At 68.6% G+C, this 23137-nt stretch carries 11 protein-coding genes; 3 read left to right on the top strand and 8 right to left on the bottom strand.

Translation table 11 applies throughout. The features are described 5' to 3' along the window. Window positions 1–36 precede the first annotated feature (36 nt). The 3 genes from ACZK4S_RS10405 to ACZK4S_RS10395 all read right to left on the bottom strand — a co-directional run bounded on the left by ACZK4S_RS10405 (window position 37) and on the right by ACZK4S_RS10395 (window position 14506). Window positions 37–10308: a calcium-binding protein gene (locus tag ACZK4S_RS10405; RefSeq protein ID WP_463644197.1), complete on the bottom strand. Its 10272-nt coding sequence runs from the start codon at window positions 10306–10308 to the stop codon at window positions 37–39. A 334-nt stretch (window positions 10309–10642) separates the two neighbouring features. Continuing rightward, complete coding sequence (locus ACZK4S_RS10400) at window positions 10643–11608, bottom strand: NAD(P)H-quinone oxidoreductase (RefSeq protein WP_463644196.1); 966 nt, start codon at window positions 11606–11608, stop codon at window positions 10643–10645. 33 nt (window positions 11609–11641) lie between these two features. Then, complete coding sequence (locus ACZK4S_RS10395) at window positions 11642–14506, bottom strand: glycosyltransferase family 4 protein (protein WP_463644195.1); 2865 nt, start codon at window positions 14504–14506, stop codon at window positions 11642–11644. A 76-nt stretch (window positions 14507–14582) separates the two neighbouring features. On the opposite strand from ACZK4S_RS10395, the gene ACZK4S_RS10390 reads away from it, so the two are divergent. Both ACZK4S_RS10390 and wecB read left to right on the top strand, forming a co-directional pair. Beyond that, a complete protein-coding gene (locus tag ACZK4S_RS10390) occupies window positions 14583–15242 on the top strand; it encodes a 4a-hydroxytetrahydrobiopterin dehydratase (RefSeq protein WP_463644194.1) in 660 nt (219 codons plus the stop codon). 54 nt (window positions 15243–15296) lie between these two features. After that, window positions 15297–16364: a non-hydrolyzing UDP-N-acetylglucosamine 2-epimerase gene (gene wecB / locus ACZK4S_RS10385; protein ID WP_463644193.1), complete on the top strand. Its 1068-nt coding sequence runs from the start codon at window positions 15297–15299 to the stop codon at window positions 16362–16364. An 87-nt stretch (window positions 16365–16451) separates the two neighbouring features. On the opposite strand, the gene ACZK4S_RS10380 is transcribed toward wecB, so the two are convergent. Both ACZK4S_RS10380 and ACZK4S_RS10375 read right to left on the bottom strand, forming a co-directional pair. Next, window positions 16452–17741 (bottom strand): nucleotide sugar dehydrogenase, encoded by a 1290-nt coding sequence (locus ACZK4S_RS10380; protein ID WP_463644192.1) that lies wholly within the window; start codon window positions 17739–17741, stop codon window positions 16452–16454. Window positions 17742–17817: 76 nt separating this feature from the next. Continuing rightward, window positions 17818–18576 (bottom strand): DUF6270 domain-containing protein, encoded by a 759-nt coding sequence (locus tag ACZK4S_RS10375; RefSeq protein WP_463644191.1) that lies wholly within the window; start codon window positions 18574–18576, stop codon window positions 17818–17820. Between the two features lie 175 nt (window positions 18577–18751). On the opposite strand from ACZK4S_RS10375, the gene ACZK4S_RS10370 reads away from it, so the two are divergent. Further along, window positions 18752–20305: a DUF6056 family protein gene (locus ACZK4S_RS10370; RefSeq protein ID WP_463644190.1), complete on the top strand. Its 1554-nt coding sequence runs from the start codon at window positions 18752–18754 to the stop codon at window positions 20303–20305. 108 nt (window positions 20306–20413) lie between these two features. Here the strand turns inward: ACZK4S_RS10370 and ACZK4S_RS10365 are convergent, their stop codons facing one another. Genes ACZK4S_RS10365 through ACZK4S_RS10355 form a run of 3 tightly spaced genes read right to left on the bottom strand, consistent with a single transcriptional unit; the run spans window position 20414 to window position 23090 of the window. Continuing rightward, on the bottom strand, window positions 20414–21403 hold the full coding sequence (locus tag ACZK4S_RS10365) for a Gfo/Idh/MocA family protein (protein ID WP_463644340.1): 990 nt from the start codon (window positions 21401–21403) through the stop codon (window positions 20414–20416). 2 nt (window positions 21404–21405) lie between these two features. Further along, window positions 21406–22494 (bottom strand): DegT/DnrJ/EryC1/StrS family aminotransferase, encoded by a 1089-nt coding sequence (locus ACZK4S_RS10360; RefSeq protein WP_463644189.1) that lies wholly within the window; start codon window positions 22492–22494, stop codon window positions 21406–21408. Beyond that, complete coding sequence (locus ACZK4S_RS10355; RefSeq protein WP_463644188.1) at window positions 22491–23090, bottom strand: acyltransferase; 600 nt, start codon at window positions 23088–23090, stop codon at window positions 22491–22493. Before ACZK4S_RS10355 ends, ACZK4S_RS10360 begins: the two co-directional genes overlap by 4 nt. Window positions 23091–23137 lie beyond the last annotated feature (47 nt).

Genomic DNA, 23137 nt, shown 5'->3' with positions numbered 1-23137 from the left:
CCGCCCGAAGGAGGGGTGGGGCCGACCGTTCGACGGTTACGGCTGGCAGGCCGGCATGTCGAAGTGACCCGGCGTGTTCGGGTAGGCAGGTCCTGCCGCCCGCTTCATGTCGGTGTTGTACACCATCGCCGTCTCGGTGAAGGCGGAGGTGCCCTTCGTGGTCACATCCCCCACCGTCTGGCCGGCGCCGGCCGTCCACGCCAGCTGGTGCACGAAGTCGCGCACCGCCGGCGACATGACCCGCAGGTCGTTGAAGCCGCCGTAGGCAGCGTTGCAGTGCGAGTACAGGTTGAACGCGCCTGTGGTGTCCATCAGCCGGTCACCGGCGTTCGGGCCGTTGGCCGTCACGTCACCCTGCAGCACGTCCCTGTCGAGGCCGCCGTAGAGCCAGTCCACACCCTGGTGGTGCTGGTCGTTGACCGCATCGGCGTCGGCCGTGTCGGTCATCTCGAACCAGGCACACGGGTCCACCACCTGTGCACCGAGGTCGACCGGCCAGTCGCTGGTCGTGCAGCTGGCGAAGCCACCACGCGGCGCCCAGTCGATGATGTCCGAGCCGATGACGTCCTGCTTGGCCGTGTCCAGTTCGCCCGCTCCGCCGAAGACGAAGTCGACGAACCGGTCGTTGTCACCTCGCGATGACGCGTCGAACGCGCCGTTGCTGAGGCAGTCCGTCGTTGCGGCGTCGGCCAACGGGTCACACCCGCGGCCGCCCCACAGGACGTCCTCACCGTTGCCGCCGAAGATCCGGTCACCGCCGGAGTCGCCATTGACCAGGTCGTCGTCAGCGCCGGCGTCGATGACGTCGGAGCCCAGCCCACCACGGATCCGGTCGCGGCCACCTTCCACCGTGCCCGGATGGGGCATGACGTTGGTGGTGCTGGAACCGAGCCACACGCCGCCGTTGGTGTCGTGCAGCAGATCGATGCGTCGATCCAGCGCGCCCCGACGGAAGCCCGTGAAGGTTTCGGCGGGCGGCTGGTTGAGCGTCACCGTGAACTCTGCGGGGCCACGGTCGCCATCGAGGTAGGTGGTCACCACGCCGCCCCGGTCACCCAGGATCGCGTCGTCACCGGCCTCGCCGAACAGCTCGTCGCTGCCCAGCTCGCCGTACACCTCGTCGTTGCCGTTGCCACCACGGATGGTGTCGTCACCGTCCTGACCCCAGAGGCCGTCGTCGCCGTCGTCACCGTAGATGACGTCGTCGCCGAAGGCGCCCACCGGCTCACAGGTGGTGCCGCTCGCGCTGCAGAACCTGGTCGTCGGCTCGCCGGAGGCCGGATCGGAGACCCGCACCGCGGTGGCACTCGACGGCACGGCACCAATCGGGTACCGCTCTGTGAACACCGCCTCGACGAACTCGCCCGGCATGCCCTGGAGCTTGCGCAGCAGGGTGCCGTTGTCGCCGACGACCACGTCGTCGGCCCCGTTGGCCTCGATGATGTCGCCCGTGTCGCGGAACGCGCGACGCGAGCTGCCACCGATGATGTCGTCCTGGCCGTCAGGAGCGCCCGGTCCCATCAGCTGGGCTGCGGCACTCGCCGAGCCCGGCCACCCGGGATCCGCCAGAACCGTGGCCCCGGGCGTCTTGGCCGACTCCACACCGATCGGCAGGTCGCCGCGGATGGTGTCCGCGCCGCCGTTGCCCTCGACGTAGTCGCCGTCGCCGTCGCCGGAGATGACGTCTGCGCCGTCCTGGCCCCAGATGCCGTCAACGCCGTCGCCACCGCTGAGGCGGTCGTCGCCGTAGCGGGTGGCCGCGCCACCAGCCGCGAGATCGAACCATTCGACCCAGCGTGCCGTGACCAGGCTGCCGCCGTCGGAGCCCATCCGCTTGAGCGCCGCGATGCTCGCCTCGCCGGTCGACGGACGGGTGATGCGCCCGTTGTCGCCCAGCAGTGCGTCGTCGCCGTCGCCGCCGAAGATGGCATCGGCCACGTCGGGCTGCCCGACGGTGGTGTTGCCCGTGCCGGACAAAGCCCAGCTGGAGCCGCCGATGAGGTCGTCGTCACCGTCGTTGCCCTCGATCCAGTCGGTCCCGGCCCAGCCCTCGATGAGGTCTGCCCCGGCGTTGCCGATCAGGCGGTCATGCCCGCCCTGGCCCAGGATGACGTCGGTGCCGTCGCCGCCGTAGACCTCGTCCGCCCCTGAGGTGCCCGCCGTCGGCGCGTCGCCGAGGTCGAGCGGGACGATCGAGCGCCCGTCGGTGATCCGGTTGCGCAGGATCTGATGGGTCTGCGCAAGCGAAACCACCGAGATGATGGCGTTGTCGCCGGCGATGAGGTCGTCGCCCTCTTCGCCGAAGAGCCGGTCGCCGGCGTCGGGTCGGCCGATGCCTGCCGAGGCCTCCTCCCACGAGCCGCCCACGATCATGTCGTGGCCGGCGCCGCCGAGCACGGTGTCAGCACCGTTGTTGCCTTCGAGGTGGTCCTCACCGCCCTGGCCATACACCGTGTCGTCGTCGAGGCCACCGAAGGCGGTGTCGTTGTCGTCGCCGCCCCAGATGGTGTCCTTGCCGCCCAGCGTCGACGGCTGGACCGTCGTCGCCAGATCGACGGGCACGCTGTCCGCGACCGCCGTCGCGTTGTCGCCGATCAGGCGGTCAAGGCCCTGGTCGCCGTACAACTGGTCGGCGCCGTCGGCCTTGCCTGCCGCCCTGGTGCCACCGACGACGAGGTCGTCGTCGTGACCACCCGAGGCCCAGTCGTCACCGGCGTTGCCCTCGATGAGGTCCTCGCCGTTGCCGCCGTAGAGGAAGTCGTTGTCGGCGTTGCCGAACACGTCGTCCTCGCCGTCGCCGCCCCAGACGGAATCAACGCCTGCGCCGCCCCAGAGCTGGTCGTCGCCGCCCTGGCCGTCGAGCTTGTCGCTGCCGTGCTGGCCGCAGACCAGGTCGTTTCCGCCGCCTGCCTGCACGCGGTCGTCGCCGCCGCCTGCCGAGACGGTGTCGACGCCCTTCCCGCCGATGATGAAGTCGTTGCCGTCGCCGGTGGCGGCGGTCGTCGACTCTGCCACCGGGTCGGACAGGACCGTCGCGCCGGCCTTGCACTGCTCGGCCTGGTTGAACTTGTCGCCGTAGATCAGCGCGGCGCCGTCGCCACCGAACACGTGGTCGTTGCCGAGGCCGCCGACCAGCGTCTTGGTGTTGGGCGTCGCTCCCGGCGGGAGCGCGGTCACGCTGCGGAGCGGACCGTAGGTGACGCCGTCGATGGTGTGCGGATCCACAGCAGGGTCCCCCACCACGGCGGGCTCTGCCGACAGGTAGTCGTCGCCCGGGCCGCCGTAGAGCTTGTCGGTGCCGAGGCCGCCGACGAGCACGTCGTTGGCGTCGCCGCCCACCAGCTGCGTGGACTGGTTGCTCAGCGAGCCGCTGGTCAGGTAGTCGACACCCTTGCTGCCCCAGACGAAGTCGTTGCCCTCGCCCGAGTTGACGATGTTGAACGTCGTCACGTCGGCGTCGTCGGAGCCGACATCGTCCACGCCGTAGTCGAGTTCAGCGCCGGTGAAGATCACGTCGTTGCCGGCCCCACCGTTGAGGCGGTCGTTGCCGTCGTCGCCGATGAGCCTGCTGCCCTTCGAGCTCAGCGTCGGCGTGTTGGTCGTCACCGAGATGGTGTCGTCGCCGGCGTTGCCGCGCACCTTGCTGGCGCCGAGACCGACGCGGATGGTGTCGCCGGCCCAGTTGTCGCCCTGGGCCTGCGTCGTCGGATCCTTCGCGGAGGCATAGGCGATCACGGCCCCCACCGGGATGTCCGGCGGGTCGCTCTCGGCGTCCACTGCCTTGACGGTGGTGAGCGCAGAGGTGTTCTGGGTGAACGCCAGGGTGGCGTCGCCGGCCACCTTGTTGTCGCCGTCACCGACGGTGATGTTGTCGGCACCAGCGCCACCGGCGACCCACGCCTTGGAGACGAGACCGTTCACCGTGAGGCCGGAGTCCACCGTGGTGATGACATCGTCGCCACCGGCGCCGTCGATGTACGCCGGGCCGTTGCCCGCCGTGATCTGGTCGGCGGATCCGGTGCCCTTGACGACGACCTCACGGTCGAACGCCGTGGTTGCCGGCGGCGGTGCGCCCTCAGGAGTGACCTCCGTCTGGCGCTGGCCGTCACCGCTGAACGTCAGCTTCATCGGCACAGGACTGCTGGTGCCGTCCACGACGACGCGCTTGATGCCCGGGTCGTGGAACTCACGCGTGATGCCGAGCATCTGCACCTTGATGCCGTCGTAGGCGCCGTCGGTGCCGTCGATGTTGGCCGTGGTCTGCGCGTAGTGGAGCTGCGTGACCTTGATGACCTCGGCGTCGCCGTCAGCCTTGGCGCCCCACGGGGCGCCGCGGTAGGAGTCCGTGCCCAGCTTGCCGGTGAAGACGTAGAGCGTGTCACCCACCACGCCGCCGACGTTGGGCGGAGGCGGCGAACAGTCCACCTTCACGGTGAAGTCCAACAGGGTCAGTTCCACCAACCGCACCGAGAACGACACGGAGAAGATGCTCACGCCGATCTTGATGTTGAGTTGCAGGAACAGATAGACCCGGCCAGACATCTGGAACAGACACAACGGGTTGACCACCAGTGCCTGGACGAATTCCGTGAGCCTGAACTTCCCGTCGTTGTTCGGATCGTTCCAGTAGAGGCCGACCGTGAGACCCAGCCCACCCTCGACGCCCACGGACACGACCAGGACGCTGACCATCGCGCCCGCGGCGATCTCGCCCTTGAGCGTGACCACCGGCAGCGGCTTGCCGTTCTCGTCATTGGTGTCGAAGTAGAGACCGTCGAGCACGCTGACCGCGATCTCACCTGCGGAGGCGGTGTCCCGCATCTCGATGGCCTTGCGGATGCCGTAGGTGTCCATGCCGGCCCGGATACGCGCCGTGATCGACGCTGAACCCGACAGGGTCAGCAGCACCGGCGGCGGTGCGTAGACCGGTCCGAACTCCTGGCTGAAGGCGAAGCCCAGCGTCAGGTTGCCGGAGTCGAACTTGACGATGTCGATGTCGCCGCCCATCAGCAGGGCGAACGCCTTAGTGGGTTCCTGGAAGATCGGGAACGTGATGCCGGCCTCATTCGCCTTGCCTGCGGGCGCCGATCCCCCCGGAACGGTGAAGGTGGCGGGCGCGGAACCGTCGGCCTTCCCGTTGAGATCCGACAGGAGGGTGGCGTTCGGCACGCCACCGGTGATCAGGCTGCCGGCCACGTCCGGGGTGAGCGTCGTGTCGAGCGCGTCGTCGCCGAGCACCTTGAAGCTGCCGATCGTCACCCAGCAACTGGTCGTGCACTCGGGCAACGAGTTGAGCAGCGTGATCACGTTCGTGATGCGCTTCACCATGGTGAGGTCCGGCCCGTCAGCGAGCGTGCTGAACGTCTCCGCGAGGGTGAACAGGCTGATGTCGCCACCGCCTGCAGCCTTGCTGACGTCGGACAGCACCGGCAGCGGCGCGTAGAGCGCGTCGATGATCGGCTGGATGGGGCCCGTGACGCTCTTCACCTTCTCCAGGATGGGGCCGAGGATGTCCGAGAACACCTTGCCGGCGTCGATCTGGAAGTCGTTGAACGCGATCGTCGGGGTACCGACGCTGGACCGCAGCGACCCGCCGTCGTTGTCGGCGGAGATCGTCCAGCCCAGCTCGAAGTTGACCTTCACACCAGGCAGGAGCGAGTCGTCGCCGTCGATCTCGATCCGGGACTCGATGTCCCAGTCGATGGTGACAGCGGCGCCGATCGACACTGCGAACAGGTCTCCCATGGAGGCCGTGCTGAGATCGGCGAACGTCAGCTTGGCGCTGTCGCTCGGCGCACACAGGGCGTCGGCGGCGGCGAAGCAACTGCCGGTCTGCCCGGGCTGGTGTAGATCCACCTTGAAGTGGCCGGTGAACACCTCAGGCGCCCCGGCCGAGGTGATGTCCACACCGATGAAGGCGAGCTTCGCCTCCACCTTGGCGGGCATGGTCACGGTCAGCTCGACGCCCAGTTCTGGGCTCGCCACGGCGTTGCCGTCGACGGTGTCCCAGCCGTCCTGCGTGGCCACGTAGAAGCCGTCGTTGAGGTTCAGTCCCACCTTCAGGTGGAGCGCGAACTTCGCGCCCACGCTGACGGTGCTCTGCCCGCTCGCCGGGTCAGCCTTGAGGGACAGGCCGGGGATGCCGATGTCCAGCGGGCGCGACGCGCCGGTGAACTCATCGCGCACGGTCACCTCGAGCGTGACCCCACCCACCTGGTTCGCGGGGCAGTCGATCAGCTGAGGCTTCTCGAGGACGAGGGTGTAGGCGGCCGCTGTGGCCGTCCCGTTGTCGGTGTAGGTCAGAGCGGAGCCCACGTCGAAGAGGAACATGAACTCGGCGTCGGTGGAGAGCTTGCGCAGCACCTTGTAGCCGGTCGCTCCCGCGACAGCCGTCCAGTCCAGCTTCACGCCCACGCTCGCGGACAGTGCAGTCTGCTCGACGGAGGCGACGCTGCTCGCGACGGTGTCCTCCTTGGCATCGGGCTCGCCCTGGTACGCGACGACGCGGTACTCATACGTCTGCTTCACGGCATCCGCCGCCGGAACAGGCACGGCCACTGCCGTCAGGCCCGTAGCCGGCTCCAGGAACGCCTTGCACTCCAGGCCGACCAGCGGGGATACCGCTTGGAGGCCGGCTGCGGTGAGCTTCTCGTCGAGGCGCTTGTTGACCTCTGCCACCCAGTCCTTGGGGCTGAAGCTGGTCAGGCCCCCGAGCACCTCATTCTTCAGCGTGGTGCGCAGCGTGCCGAGGAAGTCGGCGCCCTGCTGCAGGTCCTTGCCGACGAGCGGCAGCTTGCCCTCGAACGAGGCCGCCCGCAGTGCAACCTCAGCTGTGGCCAGGTAACTGTCGAGGCCGTGCTCGAACTGGCCGAAGTCCAGCACCGCAGCGGCGATGCGCGCGGCGAGATCAGCCGGGATGTCGAGCTGCTTGAGCGCGTCGTCGGGCGCGGGCAGGTTGCCGCTGGGCAGCAGATCACCCAGGTCGGACGAGCGCGGCAGGCGCACCTTGAGGGCGCCCACAGAGGTGTAATCGCTCACGCCCTTGGCGAAGAGCGGCACGTTCGCACACGCCATGAGTTCGGTGGTGATGCCGCTCTCACACGTGACGCCGCCGGTCGCCATCCCCGTGGGGTTGAGCTTCACGCCGGCGCTGCTGAGGAAGGTGGACCAGTCCACCGGGTTGTTCGCGGTGGCGCCGTCGACGCCGATGCGCACGCCGAGATCCACGGCGACCTTGGCCTTCTCGGCGCCTTCAGCGCCGGAGGGGTCACCCAGCGACAGCGACAGGGGGCCGAGGGTGCCGGTGAGGACGCCCTCGCCGGAGGCGTTGGCGTGCACCGAGATGCTGGAGTCCTCCATCACCTTGAAGCCCGGATCCGCAGTGCTGAGCGGCACCAGGATTCCCACCTTCACGGAGCCGGTGACGCTGGCCTGCGCCTGGCCGGTCGCCTTGACCGTGACCACGTCGCCGAGCGCGCCGAGATCCACCGCGATGGGGGTGTCGGTGCGGTAGCTGCGGTCCCAGGCCACCTTCAGCACGAGGCTGGCCGGTGCCGGGGCCGTCCCGGGCACGTAGGCCACGGAGAGCGGCGTGCCGCCGAGGCGGGAATTGAGGTTGGTCACCAGGTCCTGGATGGTGTCGGGGTTGTTCGCCACGAGCCAGTCGACCGCGTCGAGCAGCGCGGCACGGGCGGTGTAGCGCGTGCCGGCCACCGGGAGGGCGTCCCAGTCCTTGACCATGGTGAGCGTGGTGCCGTCGGTGCTCACCGATTCGACGATGTTGACCTGCGTGCCCACCGTGATCGCGCGGCCCACCATCGCCTGCGTGAACTTCGCTGCGGCGGCGGTGCGGGTGCTGTCGACGAGGGTCTTGGTGCCGTAGGTGACGCCCGCGTCGCCGTTGGCCTGGTCACTGAGGACCAGGTCGCGCAGGGAGCGGCCGATGCCCGGCAGCTTGGTGTTGTAGGCGTCGCTGCCAGTGCCGGGATCGGCCTCGGCGATGTTGTGCACCAGGGTCTGCAGCTGCTTGATGACCATGTTGAACAACGCCTTGGGGTTGTCAACGGAGAAATCGAGCGAGGTGAGCTTCGAGAAGTTCGGCGCGGTGAACGCGAGCGTGTCGGGGTCGGTCAGATCCGTCCAGTTGAGGGTGAACGTCACGTCGTTGCCGACGAAGCCCTCGAGTTCCGGCACGGTGATGCTCGCCGTCGCCTTGGCGCGGATGTTGATGTCGGGGGTCAGCACGGCGCCGGGATCGGTCACGAGCATGCTGACGAGCTTGCTGAGCCGGATGTCCTTCTGGGCGTCGCCGATGGGCTTCAGTGCCATGGAGACCATGGGATCGGTGCCGGTGTCGCTACAGGTGTCGTTCTGGCTGGAGCGGCACATGACGAGGTCGCCCTTGATGTTGACCTTGAAGAAGCCTGCCCTGGCCTGCATGTCGATCGTCGATTCGATCGGGAAGTCCGCGGTGTAGATCGTGGAGCCGGTGCGCAGCATCACCCGGTCGGTGGGCAGCGGCCATTCGTCGACCTGCATCTTCATGCCCGCGATGGTGGTCTCGTACGGGCAGGGCTGTCCTGCCTTGTCTGCCGGTGCGCACCCGATGCCCGTCACGGGGTCGTTCAGGTCGAGCACGACGGTGATGGTGGCCTTGTGGGTGGCGCTCACCACTGCGGCGCTCGCCTCGGCGTTCGCGCCGAGGATGCCCGCGCCGTCGTCGTTGGTGAGCACATCGGCGAACGTGATGGCGCCGGTGCGCTCCTCCGGACCCGAGATGACCCAGTTGACGGTGCCGGTGGGGGTGCTGGGCGCCCAGTTGCCGGTGAGGGTGAGGGAGTTGTCGGTGTTGCTGGCGATCTCGCCGCCCGATGAACCGGCGACGACCCGACGTCCGGACAGGTCCTGGCCCGCCCAGGGGGTGCCGGAAACGGTCATGGTGGTGTCGGTGAAGGTGCTGCTGGTGCCCGAGAGGTCCTGTGCGGCCTTGTCGAGGTTCCCGGAGGCCGTGTCCGAGAACTCCAGCGGGATGACGAACTTGTTGTTGGTGGAGTCCCAGCTGACCGTGCCGAGATCGAGGCTGGCGTTGAGCTTGGTCAGGAGGTCCTGCAGCGAGCTGAACTTGGGGGTGCCGAGCCTCGCCGGGTCACCGTCGGACCAGACGTTGTCCGCGAGGAAGGCCTTCAGCGGTTCGGCGATGGCGATGACGTCGGCCAGGGTCCCGCGCATGAAGGGGAGGTCCAGGTTGCCGGTGGGCACGCCACCGGAGTCGTAGTTGCGCTGCTGGATCGCGTTGATGGCGGTGATCACGCGGGCGAGTCCGTCGGCGAGGTTCTGCAGGTTCATGTTCTGGAACTTGCCGAGGGTGGCGTCGAAGCCGGTCGCGGTGACCTGCGGCGCACCCTGCGTGATGTCGGGCCAGTTGACGGCGACGGTGGCGTTCACCGTCGTCGGGAAGCCCGGGATGGTCACGGTCGTATCGGCGCCGAGGGTGAACTGACCGGAGATCGAGCTGTTGCTGTCCACATCGAGGTCCGCCTGCACGAGGCCCTCGAGCGAGCCGGCCGCCGCCAGCTCAGCCTGGTTGCCCACGAAGGCGAGCTTGCCGTCGTTGTTGGGGTCGTTGAAGGTGGCCTTCGTGTAGTGCTTGACCGACAGCGTCGAGCCGGTCAGCGACACGCCCAGGATGCCGACGGCGGCCTTGGCGTTGGCAGTCACCGTGGCTGTGACGTCGATGTCGAGGCGGGGTGACTGGGTTGTGGGGTCGGTGTCATGGATCATCCACACGCCGCCGCTGCCGTCTTCCTGGATGCTGAACTTCACCTGGGCCGCGACCGCGGCGGAGACGCCGCCGGTGACGGAGAGGTCGACGCCCGTGGCGTCGTCGGCGAGGTGAAGATCCAGCCCGGTGACGGTGCGGTTCACGGTCGCCGTGAAGTCGACGCGCCAGCCGGCGCCGACCTGCGTGGCGTTCGTGATCAGCGTGCCGCTGCGCCCGTCAGGAAGCGTGAAGGGGAAGGTGCCCGTGGTCAGGTCGGTGAAGTTCTCAACGCCCGACAGGGTGTCGACGACCACCTTCTGGATGAGGTCGTCCACACCCAGCAATGCCCCTGGCGACGACGTCACCAGGGGCAGCGGGAGCGCCAACGCTCCTACCGTTCCGAGGTCCTTGGACCAGGTGGCCAGGTTCCCCGTGGGGTTCGTCGACAAGAACCCCTTGATGTCGGCAACCCCGTCATCCGGGGCCGCCCAGGCTCTGTTGAGGGAGGCTGCGAAGAATCCGCTGAGAAGGACTGCAATGGCGATCATCCACGCCAAGGGTCGACGAATGCTGACTTGTTCCATGACTTCTTCCCCAAGAATTGATGGCACGGCGGAATGCACGGCGGCACCCGCGCTCGGGCCTGAATGTACGGGGGCTGCGTCCTGCTTCCCCCTGGCCAGCACTGGCTGTGGCCGACGCTAGAACAGTCGTTACGGAAAGGTCAATAGCCCACGAATCGCGACATGAGGGCGAACGGCGACCCTCCCCGTCGCCCGGTCACTGAAGCCGCAGACCAACTGCTGTTTGATCGTGGAACAAAGGCGCTGATCCATGTTTGGAAACGGTTCTGTACCTCGGCGTGTCGCCCGGTTCGACGGCTCAGTGGACCAGCACGATTTTGCCCACATTGTCGCCTCCGGCGAGCTTTTCGTGGGCGGTGCGCACCTCGTCGAAGGGAATGCGCGTCTCTGGGGAAAGTTTGATTCGGCCGTCATTCAACATCGGCCATACCTGCGCCTCCACGGCGGCACAGATCTCCGCCTTTTCCGTGTCCGGCCGGAAGCGCAGCGAGGTGGCGGTGATGCTCGCCTGCTTGGAGAGGAGCGCGCCCAGGTTGAGCGTCCCCTTCACCCCGCCCTGCAGGCCGATCACGACGATGCGGCCCCGCTTCTTCAGCGCCTTGACGTTGGCCTCGAGGTACTTCGCGCCGATGATGTCAAGGATGACATCGGCACCGCCGGTGGCCTCCCGGAGTTCCGAGACCCAGTCACCGTGGTAGTCGAATGCGAAGTCCGCGCCGTGGTCCCTGCAGTGCTGGAGCTTCGCTTCGCTTCCCGCGGTGGCGGCGACGACAGCGCCCAGCGCCTTGGCGTACTGCGTGGCGAACGTGCCGATGCCGCCGGCGCCACCATGGGCGAGGAACACCTCACCGTGGGCCAGGTTCCCCACCCGCAGGTTCGACAACACGGTGGCCGCCACTTCCAGCACCCCGGCCGACGAGACCAGGTCGACTCCCGGCGGGGGCGAGATGAGCTGGCCCTCCGGCGCGACGAAGAACTCCGCGTAGCCGCCGCCTGCCAGCAGCGCCACCACCTCGTCACCCTGGTTCCAGCGCTCGACGCCTTCGCCGACCTCTTCCACGACACCGCTGGCCTCGAGGCCGATGATGTCGGTGATGCCGGGAGGGGGCGGGTAGTGGCCCTGACGCTGCAGGAGATCAGCCCGGTTGACGCCGGAGGCGACCGTGCGCACCAGCACCTCGCCAGGGCCGGGGGTGGGCTTCGCCGCCTCGCCGATGTTCAGGACGTCGACATCTCCGGGGGCCTCAACGATGACAGCGCGCATGGAAACCACCCTAACGCGCAGAGGATGGCCGCGTCAGCCCTCCCGGTCGACCACCTCGGTGACCGTCATCGGCGGGAAGTCCGGCCCCGGTTCCGTATGGATGAAGCCGGTCAGCCGGTCGTAGAGACCCAGGATCCGCGGCTCGAGGTGCTGCCAGGTGCGCTCCGCGGCCTTCTCCGCCAGCAGTTCGGCGGGCACCGGCGACTCCAGGTTCTGGCGCACCGCGCGCAGGTAGTCGGCCAGGTCGCCGCTGCGGAACACCGTGCCGGTGCCCTCACGCCGGGTGAACGCCCGCATGGCGGCCGCGTCGGCGTGCACCAGCGGCAGGCGCGCGTGGAGGTACTCGAAGAGCTTGTTGGGGAGGGCCAGATCGTGGTTCGGCGACCCCTTGGGGATGGCCGAGACGGCGACATCCGCGCCGCTCAGGTAGTACGCCAACTCGTGCTGGTCCACCGGGGGCGCGAAGTGCAGGCGGCTCTGGGCCACCCCGGCGACATCGGCCACCTTGCGCAGCTCGGCCTCCCGCGGATGCGGGTACGGAACCGCCACCAGGGCCAGGTGCACGTGCTCCGGCAGCTCCGCCAGGCCCCTGATCAGCAGGTCCAGGTTGCGGGCCCGGCTCAGGACCCCCGAGTACACGAGCAGCTGCACGTCGTCGCCCAGGCCGAGCGCCTCCCGCACCGTGCGCGTGCCGACGAGGGGGTACTCCACCGGATAGTGCAGCGCCACCGTCGGGCGCCGGGGCAGCCGGAACCTTGCCTTGAGGTCGTCCGCGAGGGGTTCGGCGACGGTGAGCACACCGTCGGCGTGCACGATGCCGGCCGCCTCCGCGTGCACGAGCATCTCGTGCCGCGCGCGGGCGCCCCGTTCGACGACGGGGAGGCCGGCCCAGTTCTCGCGGGCGTCGTAGACCATCCGCACCTCGGGGCCGAGCCGGCGCAGCGCGACGCGGGCCGCGTCGAACACGTAGGGGTGATGGACGTGCAGCACATCGGGCTTCAGGCTCACGAGCAACTGCGCGAGGGTGCCGGTGTGCGCCTCGATGATGGCCTCGGGGCGCTGCGACGGCGGGGTCACCAGCGCCCGGACCCGCGCGGGGGCGTCGCGCTGTAGTTTGGCGACGAGGCGCTCAGGCAGCGAGGTGGGCTTCGGCGGTGCGGCCGGCGCATTCTGCAGGGGCACCCGGATGATCCGCACGTCGTTCATGACGGCCTCGCCGGGGGCACTGCCAGGCTGCTCCACCGACACGATCGTGACGCGGTAGCCGCCGCGGCTCAGCGTCTGGGCGATCTTCTTGGCCCGGGTGTCGATGTCGACCGGGGCGTGCCGGAACAGCACCACGTGCGGGGGTTCGACGGCGGAGCCCGACGCACGGAAGGGCGCCTCGGCGGGCGTGATCCGGGCCCGGCCGCTGCGGGGGTCGGTCTCCGTGAGGTTGGCGAGCCTGGAGAACTCCTTCAGGATGACCGCTTCGTTGTGCTGCCAGGAGTACCGCTCGGCGAGCGCCGCGAGGTGCTCGGCCGGCACGGGGGCGGCCAGGGCGGCCGTCAGCTGGCGGCCGAGGTCTTCCGCGTCATGCGAGCGGAACACACGGCCCATGCCGTTGTCGGTGACGAACTGCGCCAGCAACTTGGCGTCGGACGTGACGAACGTGAGGCCGGCGTGGAGGTACTCGAACAGCTTGTTCGGCATGGCCTGGTCGTGGTTCGGCGACCCCCCGGGCATGGGGTGGACGGCGACATCCGCGCCGCTGAGGTAGTGGATCAGCTCGCTCTGGTCCACGGCGGGCACGAAATGGATCCGGTCCGCCACACCCAGTCCCTCGGCCTGCTCCATCAGCTCGGGCTCCATGGGATGCGGCAACGGCATCGTGACGATGGCCAGATGGGCCTCGGCCGGCACGTGCGCCATGGCGTCGATCAGGGTGTCCATGCCCCGGGCACGGCTCATGACGCCGGAGTAGACGATCAACGGCGTGCCGTCGTCGACCCCTGCCGCCTCACGCACGGTGCGGGGACCGGTGGGCTCCGCCAGCACCGGGTAGTTGCGCAACTCGATGGCAGGGCGCTCCAGGGCGTACTGCTCCGTGACGATGTCGGCGATCTGCTGGTTCACCGACGTGACGTGATCTGCGAAGGGCATGAAGCGACGCTGCAGTTCCAGCAGCGTGCGGTGGGCCACGATGTCGCCGATCTCCTTGTCCGGGAGGCCGGTGAAGTTCTCGCGGATGTCCAGCGAGACGCGGACGGGGTGGCCGGCGGAGCGCAGCGCGTCGAGCGCCTGCCACGCGGCGGGGAGCACGTTGGGGTGGTGGGCGTGCAGGATGTCGGGCCGCAGCGAGATCAGGAGATCCGTGAGGGTGTAGGCCGTGTGGTCCGCGATGGGCAGCGTGGTGGCGAGGTCGAGGTCGCGGTAGAGGTCACGGTGCGCGGCATCGGGTCGCAGCGGGGCCGTGACGGTGTCGAGCGCCCATCCCACGCGGTGGGCCACGCGTCGGCCGAGCCGGCCGGCGACGAAGGGTGCCATCTGGGCCGTGAGCTTCGCGTAGTGCGCGGCGGCCTTGGCCGAGGCCGCGTCAGCACCCTTGACCCGCTCGGCGTAGATGCCGCGGCGGCGACGCAGCGCGCGCACCTGCTCGACGGCCGGGTCCGGCGCATTCGGATCCGTCGGCACCGATTTCAGCAGCGACTCCTTGGGCCGGAACGCCAGCGGCACCCGGATGACCCGGATGGCGTCGTCCAGCAGGAACTCCTCGGACGTCCCGCCGGCGGGTTCCAGGGAGATGATGATGGGCTCGAAGCCTCCCCTGTGCAGGGTGCCCGCGATGCGCTTGGCGCGGGAGTCGAAGTCGACGGGGGCGTGCCGGAACAGCACGACACGGGGCTTGCGGTCTGACACTGGTGCGCCTTTCTGCAGGGAGACGAGCCACCGCAACTCTACAGACACCGGCACCCGCCCCGGCTTATCGTGTGGCATGACGAAACTCTCCAGACACGATGCCAGTGAGCAACTCCCCCAGTGGCGCTACCTGCTCGGCCGGATGCACCTCCTGGTCGACGCCGGCTCGTTCGACGAGGCCCTCAGCTTCGTCAACGCCGTCGCGGCACTGGCCAACGAGCACGACCACCACCCGGAGATCGACGTGCGCTACAACCGCGTGCACCTCGCGGTCGCCAGCCACGACGTCGGCGCCATCACGGACCGTGACGTGCGGTTCGGCACCGCCGTGACAGAGCTCGTCCGTGAGCGGGGCCTCACGTCGGAGCCCGGCAGGCTGGCGCAGATAGAGATCGCCATCGACGCCCTCGACATCCCGACCGTGGCCGCCTTCTGGCAGGCCGTCACCGGCTGGGACCTGGACGACGACGCCCTCACGGATCCGGATTTCATCGGTCCGCCCATCTGGTTCCAGCAGATGGATGAGCCCCGCTCGCAGCGCAACCGGATCCACCTCGACCTCACCGTCGCCCACGACGAGGCCCCGGCCCGGCTGAAGGCGGCCACCGACGCGGGTGGCACCATCATCAACGACACCGAGGCGCCCAGCTTCTGGGTGCTCGCAGACCCGGAGGGCAACGAGGTGTGTGTCTGCACGTGGGAGGGCCGCGACGCGTGGACGACCTCCGACCCCTGACACCCCCGTCGCGGGTGCGCCGGGACCGCACGGCGCTGTGCCAGACTGGAGCGCGTGAAGTTCATGAGCGTCGTCGGTGCCCGTCCCCAGTTCGTCAAGCTCGGCCCCATCGTGCGGGCCGCCCAGCAGTATGACGACGTGGAACACATCATCGTGCACACCGGGCAGCACTACGACCCGCTGCTGTCAGATGTGTTCTTCCGGGATCTCGGCATCCCCGCCCCCGACGCGCACCTGGGTGTCGGCTCCGGCACCCACGGCCGCCAGACCGGCGCGATGCTCTCCCAGATGGACGGCGTGCTGGAGGAGTACCAGCCCGACTGGGTGTTGGCCTACGGCGACACCAACTCCACCGCCGCCGCCGCGATGGCCGCGGTCAAGATGCACGTCAAGCTCGCGCACCTCGAATCGGGCCTCCGGTCCTTCAACCGGCGCATGCCGGAGGAACACAACCGCATCATCACGGACCACCTCTCAGACCTGCTGCTCGTGCCCACGCAGGTGGGCATGGACAACCTCGCCAAGGAGGGCCTGGCGAACCGGGCGCTGCTCGTCGGCGACGTGATGACCGACGTGTGCCTCGCCACTCGGGACGCAGTCGCCAATGACGCCCCGCAACTGCCCCAGGGCGTGGACCCGGAACAGCCGTTCGCGCTGGCCACCATCCACCGCGCCGACAACACCGACGACCCCGAGCGCCTCCGCGCCATCCTCAGCGCGCTGAAGGCCGCCCCGGTGCCCGTCGTGCTGCTCGCCCACCCCCGCCTCGTGGCGCTGGCCAAGAAGCACGGCCTGGCGCTGTCGAACGGCTCGCTGTTCGCCGTCGAGCCGCTGGCCTACCCGCAGATGGTGCGCGCCGTGATGGCCGCCGCAGGTGTGGTCACGGATTCGGGTGGCCTGCAGAAGGAGGCCTTCCTCCTCGGCACGCCCACCACCACGATCCGCACGGAGACCGAGTGGACCGAGACCATCGACAGCGGGTGGAACATCCTCGACCCCGAACTGACCCAGCTCTCCGACGTGATCGTCCGGCCCGCCCCCACCACAGACCTGGGCCAGCCCTACGGCGACGGCCACGCCTCCGAGCGGGTCATCGAGGCGCTCCTCAACTTCGCCGGCTGAGGCCAGCCCGCCTCACGGTTGGGAGCCCCACGCCCAAAAAACGATCACCCGGCCTGGATCAGGCCGGGTGATGTCGTTGGTGTGGGATCAGCCGAGGCCGATGACCCGGATGTCGACGCCGGGGAAGTCCACCGGGTCGAGGCTGCGGCGACCGTCGACGATGGCGCTCACGCCAGGCAGGTCTTCTTTGGTGAGCGTGCGGTACTCGATGTGATCCGTCTGCACGACGGCGTAGTCCGCCTCTTCGCCCAGGTGGTAGGGCGCGAAGCCGTACTTGGCCAGTTCCTCGTCGGTGTACATCGGGTCGTGGACGCCCACCTCGGCGCCACGGTCGCGGAGCTCGGCGACCACCGGGAACACCCCGGAGAACGCCGTCTCCTTCACGCCGCCGCGGTACGAGGCGCCCAGCACGGCGACGCGCTTGCCGCTCAGGTCGCCGGCGACATCTGCCAGCATCGAGACGGCGTACGCGGGCATCGCTGCGTTGGCCTTGCGGGCCGTCTCCACGACGGTGGCGTCGGGATCCGTCCACAGGTACAGGCGCGGGTAGATCGGGATGCAGTGCCCGCCCACGGCGATACCGGGACGGTGGATGTGGGAGTAGGGCTGCGAGTTGGAGGCTTCGATGACCTGGTAGACGTCGATGCCGCTCTTACCGGCAAACTTGGCGAACTCGTTCGCCAGGCCGATGTTCACGTCGCGGTAGGTGGTCTCCGCCAGCTTGGCCATCTCTGCGGCCTCGGCCGATCCCAGGTCCCACACGCCGTTGCCGCGCGGCAGGTCCGGGCGCTCGTCGAAGCTCAGAACGGCCTCGTAGAACTCCTTGGCGAGCCTGGCGCCCTCCTCTGAGAGGCCACCGATCAGCTTGGGGTACTTGCGCAGGTCTTCAAACACCCGGCCGGTGAGCACCCGCTCCGGGGAGAAGACCAGGTGGAAGTCGAGGCCCTCCTTGAGGCCGGACCCCTCCTCCAGCATGGGCTTCCACCGGTTGCGGGTGGTCCCCACGGGAAGAGTTGTCTCGTAGCTGACGAGCGTGCCGGGCTTCAGGCCGGCGGCGATGGAGCGCGTGGCGTTGTCCATCCACTCGAAATCCGGGATGCCCTCCTCGTTGACGAACAGCGGGACCACCACGACGACGGCGTCAGACTCCGCCACGGCGGCGCTGGTGTCGGTGGTGGCGCGCAGGCGGCCGGCGGGCACCAGCTCGGAGAGCTTCTCCTGCAGGTGCGCCTCACCCGGGAACGGCTCGGTCGCCTGGTTGACCAGGTCCACGACGCCCTGCTGCACGTCCGCACCGATGACCTCGTGGCCCGCGTCAGCGAACTGCACCGCTAGCGGCAGACCAATCTTCCCCAGCGCAACGACGGTGATCTTCACCTGAGATTCTCCTCACCATTCAGGATTCCGGCCCTCGCCGAACACAGCCCAAAGCCTACAGCGTCATCAACGGGGGCTATGCAGCAGCCGTCACTGGGCGGTCGTCGGGCGACGGCGCCGGAAGGGCCTCGAGAATGGTGTCGCGCAGCCAGTCATGGGTCTGCTTCGCATAGTGGAAGGGCGATGCGCCCCACTTGTGATCGTCGTCGGAGATCACCAGTTCGTCCGGGATCCGGGCGCTCGGCATCCCCCCGTCGCGGAGGAACGCGTAGTAGATCGAGTACTTGGCCAGCACGATCTCCGGGGTCCAACCGGCGTAGGGTTTCACCGGGGTTCCGGAGATCGTGGTGGTGGCGAAGGGGGTCTCCACCAGCAGCGTCCGCTCCAGCATGCCCAGCGAGCTCAGCTTCTCCAGGAGGCGCCGGGCGGCAGGCTTCCACAGCTCGAAGTGTTCCCTGGTACCGAGCTTGAGCCGGGGCGCCGTCTCGAACAACTCGCCCAGGAGCCCGCTTTTGTTGAGGTAGGGCGTGCGGGTGGCGTAGGTGCCGCCAGGCAACTCGATGACGCCGAGCCGCTCCACCAGGAGGTCCAGCACCAGGAGGTCGGTCTGCTCATGCACCTCTTCGATCCGGCCGAACAGGGAGGAGGTCAGGTCGCCCGCCATCTGCCGCTCCTCGAAGCCCGCTGGCTCGAAGCCCGGCGGGAGTTCCACCGGCGGCGAGGCGGCGCTGATGAGCGACTGGCGTGCCACGTAACCAGTCAGTTCGTGCTCGTGCTGCAACTGTTCAAAGGTGTCGCGGATGACGCATCCACCCGACATGAAGATCCCCGCCATCGACCGGCCCGCTCCTTTTTCGGCCGGCACACGCCGGATCCGTTCGCGACACCATATCTGTTGTTCACCCGGACGGATGCCTTCGCCCTTCATTCACGCGGTGAAGACGTGAACCTGGCCGTGCCGTAGGCCCTTCCCGGGCTAGCCTTCAGCAGTAGCGACGAAGGGGGCCGCCATGGCAACGGAACCGACGCCGGTGCGTCGACGCAGGTACGAGCGAGCGACGTGGGCCATTGCCGGTCTCGCGGTGCTGAGTTACCTGGCGTGGTGGTGGCTCTTCCGGAGTTGGTTCCTTGCGGGCGACGATTACGCCTTCCTCGCGGAACCGGGGCGACCGTACGGCCAGTTCACCGTCCAGTACTGGTGGGATTCGCTCGTCGACGACTGGGGGCGGCGCAACGGACGGGTGTCCGACGCGGTGCTCAGGCTCCTGCTGAGGCCCGGCATCTGGTTCTTCCCACTCTTCGCCCCCGCCATGCTGACCGGCACAGGCCTCGCGCTCGGTTGGGCGGCGACCCGTGGCCGGCCGGCCGACGCCCCCAGAGTCTGGGTCTACGCCGCCGGCCTGGGCACCATCTCTGCTGTGTGCTGGCTCGTGCCGGGCATCTTCGGCGACGGGATCTTCTGGGCCGCCGGCGGCGTGAACTACGTGGCCCCCTTGGGGATGTTGGCCGTGTGTATCGCTGTGTACGTCGATCTGCTGCGCGGTGGAACGCTGGGGTGGCCGCTCGTCGTGGCCGCCGCTCTGCTCGTGGCCCTCACGGACGCGATGCAGGAGGTGTCGTCCGGGGCGGGCATCATCCTGGCCGTGGGTGTCGTGCTCGTCGCCGGCTTCCGACTGAGCGCCAAACTGTGGGTCCTCGTGGGCGCGGCCGTGGTCTCCTTCGCTGTCCACATGAGTTCGCCAGGGCTCTGGAACCGCACTGGACAGGTGGTCCAGGACTCCCCGCTGGCGGAGCGGCTCCTGCACGGCACGGCTGTGTCGTCGTCCATGCTGCTCAGCCGCTCCTGGCCGCTGTGGCTCGCCCTGGTGGCGCTGCTGGCCGTGGCAGCGGTGCACCCCTCGACGGGCCGCAGTGCCACGGTCTGGCTCTCCTCGGCAGCGAGCGCGGCAGGCGCCTTCTTCGCGGTCGCCGCTGCGTACCGGGTCCGCGTCCCCTCCCTCGCGACCGCCGAGTTCCCGGAACGCTACACCTGGCTGGTCGTGCTCCTGTTCGTCCTCATGATCGCCACCGTCGCGCTGGTGGGGTTGGCGCTGCTCGCCGGCACATCCCTCCTGGGCACCCCGGCGGTCTTGGCGTGGGCGGCGTTCGCCGGGTCCTGCATCTTCGTCTTCGCCTCCGGGGTCGCCAACACCAGGGTCCATCTCGTGCCGTTGTGCCTGCTGGCCCTGACGGTGTTGTCCTGTCTGGCCGCCATTTTCGTGACCCGGCAGAGGAGTCAGTACCTGGCCGTGCTGACCGCCGCGGCGCTCCTCGTGCCGTCCGCCGTCTGGTTCGACGCGACGCGTCGGGGGCTCGGCCAGAACGAACGCTTCGTGGCCAACCGCATCGTCGGGCCCATCGAAGCCGCCCGGGACGCCAGCGGGCCGACGGAGGTTCCCATCCCGTCAAAGCTCCCCCGGCCCGATCTCACCTACCCGCGCGCGTTCGTCTCGGGTTACCTGCGCACCCTGCACGTCTACTACGACCTGCCTGACAACGTCACCCTGGTACCCGAAGAGGGCTGACGCGAGGCTGCACCCCCGCGGCGGGCACAGCACGAGGGCGACCCCCACTGTTTTCACAGCGGGAATCGCCCTCGGTGCAGCGCCTCTGGCGCCGGTGTTCAGATCAGGTCAGGAAACGGAGATGAACTGGCCCGTCTTGCCCGATTCGATCATGGCCTCGCACACCTCGACGACGCGGGCACCCTGCTCCATCGTCACGATGTCCGCCTCCTTGCCCAGCACGGCGTCGCGGAACTGCTCGTGCTCGGTGCGCAGCGGCTCCGGCTTCGCGATGGCGTAGCGGGTGACGTCGCCTTCGGAGACGCCGCGGAACTGCGCGATGTCCGCCCAGGTGGTCTGGACGTTGCCGTTGGCGTAGAACGTCAGATCGGCAGTCAGGGTGTCCGCAACGAACATGCCCTTCTCGCCGGTGACGATCGTCAGGCGTTCCTTGGTGGGCGTCAGCCAGTTGACCAGGTGGTTCGACATGAGACCACCCTCGAGCTGGCACGTGGCCGAAACCATGTCCTCGTACTCGCGGCCGGTCTTGCTCATGGTGCGGGCGGCGACCAGTTCGTACTTGCGCTGGGTCACCCAGGCGGTGAGGTCGATGTCGTGGGACGCCAGGTCCTTGACGACGCCGACATCAGCGATCCGGGCCGGGAACGGGCCCTGACGGCGGGTGCAGATCTGGTACAGGTCGCCCAGATCGCCCCGCTCGAGCCGCTTGCGCAGCTCCTGCAGTGCCGGGTTGTACCGCTCGATGTGACCGGTGGCGCCGATCAGACCCTTGGCAGCGAACGCCTCAGCGAGACGCTTCGCGGCACCGGTGTCTGCCGCCAGCGGCTTCTCCACCAGCGCATGCACGCCCGCCTCCGCCAGCGCCAGGCCGATCTCCTCGTGGTACCGGGTGGGGGTGGCCACCACCACGTAGTCCAGCTTCTGCTCGATCAGCGTGTCGATGCCGGGCAGCACCTCCAGATCACCGGCGACGGAGAACGGGTCCCCCGCCGGATCCGCCACTGCCACCAGGTCGACACCGTCGATGGAGCGCAGGTTGCGGGCGTGGTGACGGCCCATGGAGCCCAGGCCGATCAGGCCCGCTCGAAGGTTCGCCACTGTCATGCACCGGCCTTGGCGAGCGTGTTGACGGCGGTGACGATGCGCTCGAGGTCTTCCTGCGACAGCGACGGGTGCACGGGCAGCGAGAGGCACTCCACGGCGGCCTGCTCGGTGTTGGGCAGCTCGACGTCAGCCTGGAACGGCTTGAGGCGGTGGTTCGGCACGGGGTAGAACATGCCCGAGCCCACGTTGTACTCGTCCTTCAGCGCCTTCGCCAGCTCGTCGCGGCCCTCGGCCACCCGCACGGTGTACTGGTGGTAGACGTGCACCGCACCGTCGAGCACCGGGGGAACGACAACACCCTCCAGGTTCGACGACAGGAACGCGGCGTTGCTCTGCCGCTGCTCAGTCCAGGCGCCGACCTTCGTCAGCTGGACGCGGCCGATGGCGGCGTGGATGTCGGTCATGCGGTTGTTCAGGCCCACAACCTCGTTGTGGTACTGCTGCAGCATGCCCTGGTTGCGGTAGAGACGCAGGTTGCGCTCAACCTCGTCGTTGGCCGCCGAAACCATGCCACCCTCACCGGAGGTCATGTTCTTGGTGGGGTACAGCGAGAACATGCCGAACGTGCCGAACGCACCCACCGGCGTGCCGTTGAGCGAGGCGCCGTGCGCCTGCGCAGCATCCTCGAACAGCATCAGGCCGTGCTTGTCGGCGATGGCCTGCAGTTCGACCATCTTCGCGGGGTGACCGTACAGGTGCACCGGCATGATCGCCTTGGTGCGCTCCGTGATGGAGGCCTCCACCGACGCGGGGTCCAGCGTGAAATCATCCAGCGCGATGTCGGCGAACACCGGGGTGGCGCCGGTCAGCGCGACCGAGTTGGCCGTCGCGGCGAAGGTGAACGACGGGACGATGACCTCGTCGCCGGGGCCGATGCCGGAGCTCAGCAGGCCCAGGTGCAGACCCGACGTGCCGGAGTTAACCGCCACACAGGCGCGACCCAGACCGAAGTGGGCCGAGAACTCCTCTTCGAAGGCCTTGACCTCAGGGCCCTGGGCGAGCATGCCCGAGCGCAGCACGCGGTCGACCGCCTCGCGCTCCTCATCGCCGATGATCGGCTTGGCCGGTGGGATGAAGTCGTTCACTGAGAAACCTCCACGAGAGTGTTGTCGTCTTGTTCTTGATACTTGTCGCCGGTCTGGGGGCACACCCACAGCCCTTCGGTGTCACCCTGCTCGAGCGGCACGCCCGCGCGGCCCACCCAGCGGATGCGCCGGGCCGGGACACCGGCCACGAGCGCGAAATCCGGTACGTCCTTCACGACCACGGCACCGGCCGCAACCATGGCCCAGCGGCCGATGGTGACGGGCGCGACGCACACCGCGCGCGCTCCGATGGAGGAGCCCTGCTTGCAGGTCACGCCCACCGGCTCCCAGTCGTCGCCGCGCTTGAGCTTGCCCTCGGGGTCGATGGCGCGCGGGTAGTAGTCGTTGGTGAACACGACCGCGGGACCGACGAAGACCCCGTCCTCCAGGACGGCCGGCTCGTAGACCAGGGCGTAGTTCTGAAGCTTGCAGTTGTCACCCATCTGCACGCCGGTGCCGACGTAGGCGCCGCGTCCGACGATGCAGTTCTCACCGAGGACGGCCTTCTCACGCACCTGGGCCAGGTGCCAGATGGAAGAGCCTTCTCCGATGGTGGCGTCGGGTGAGACGTCCGCCGAATCAACAATGCGAACCATGCTTGGGTCCCTTCGAATATCGCTGCAAGCGAGCATACAGAATGCAC

This window comes from Tessaracoccus zhenghani (assembly GCF_055326325.1).
The sequence above is the reverse complement of the archived record's forward strand: the minus strand, read 5'-3'. Positions and strand labels throughout refer to the sequence as shown.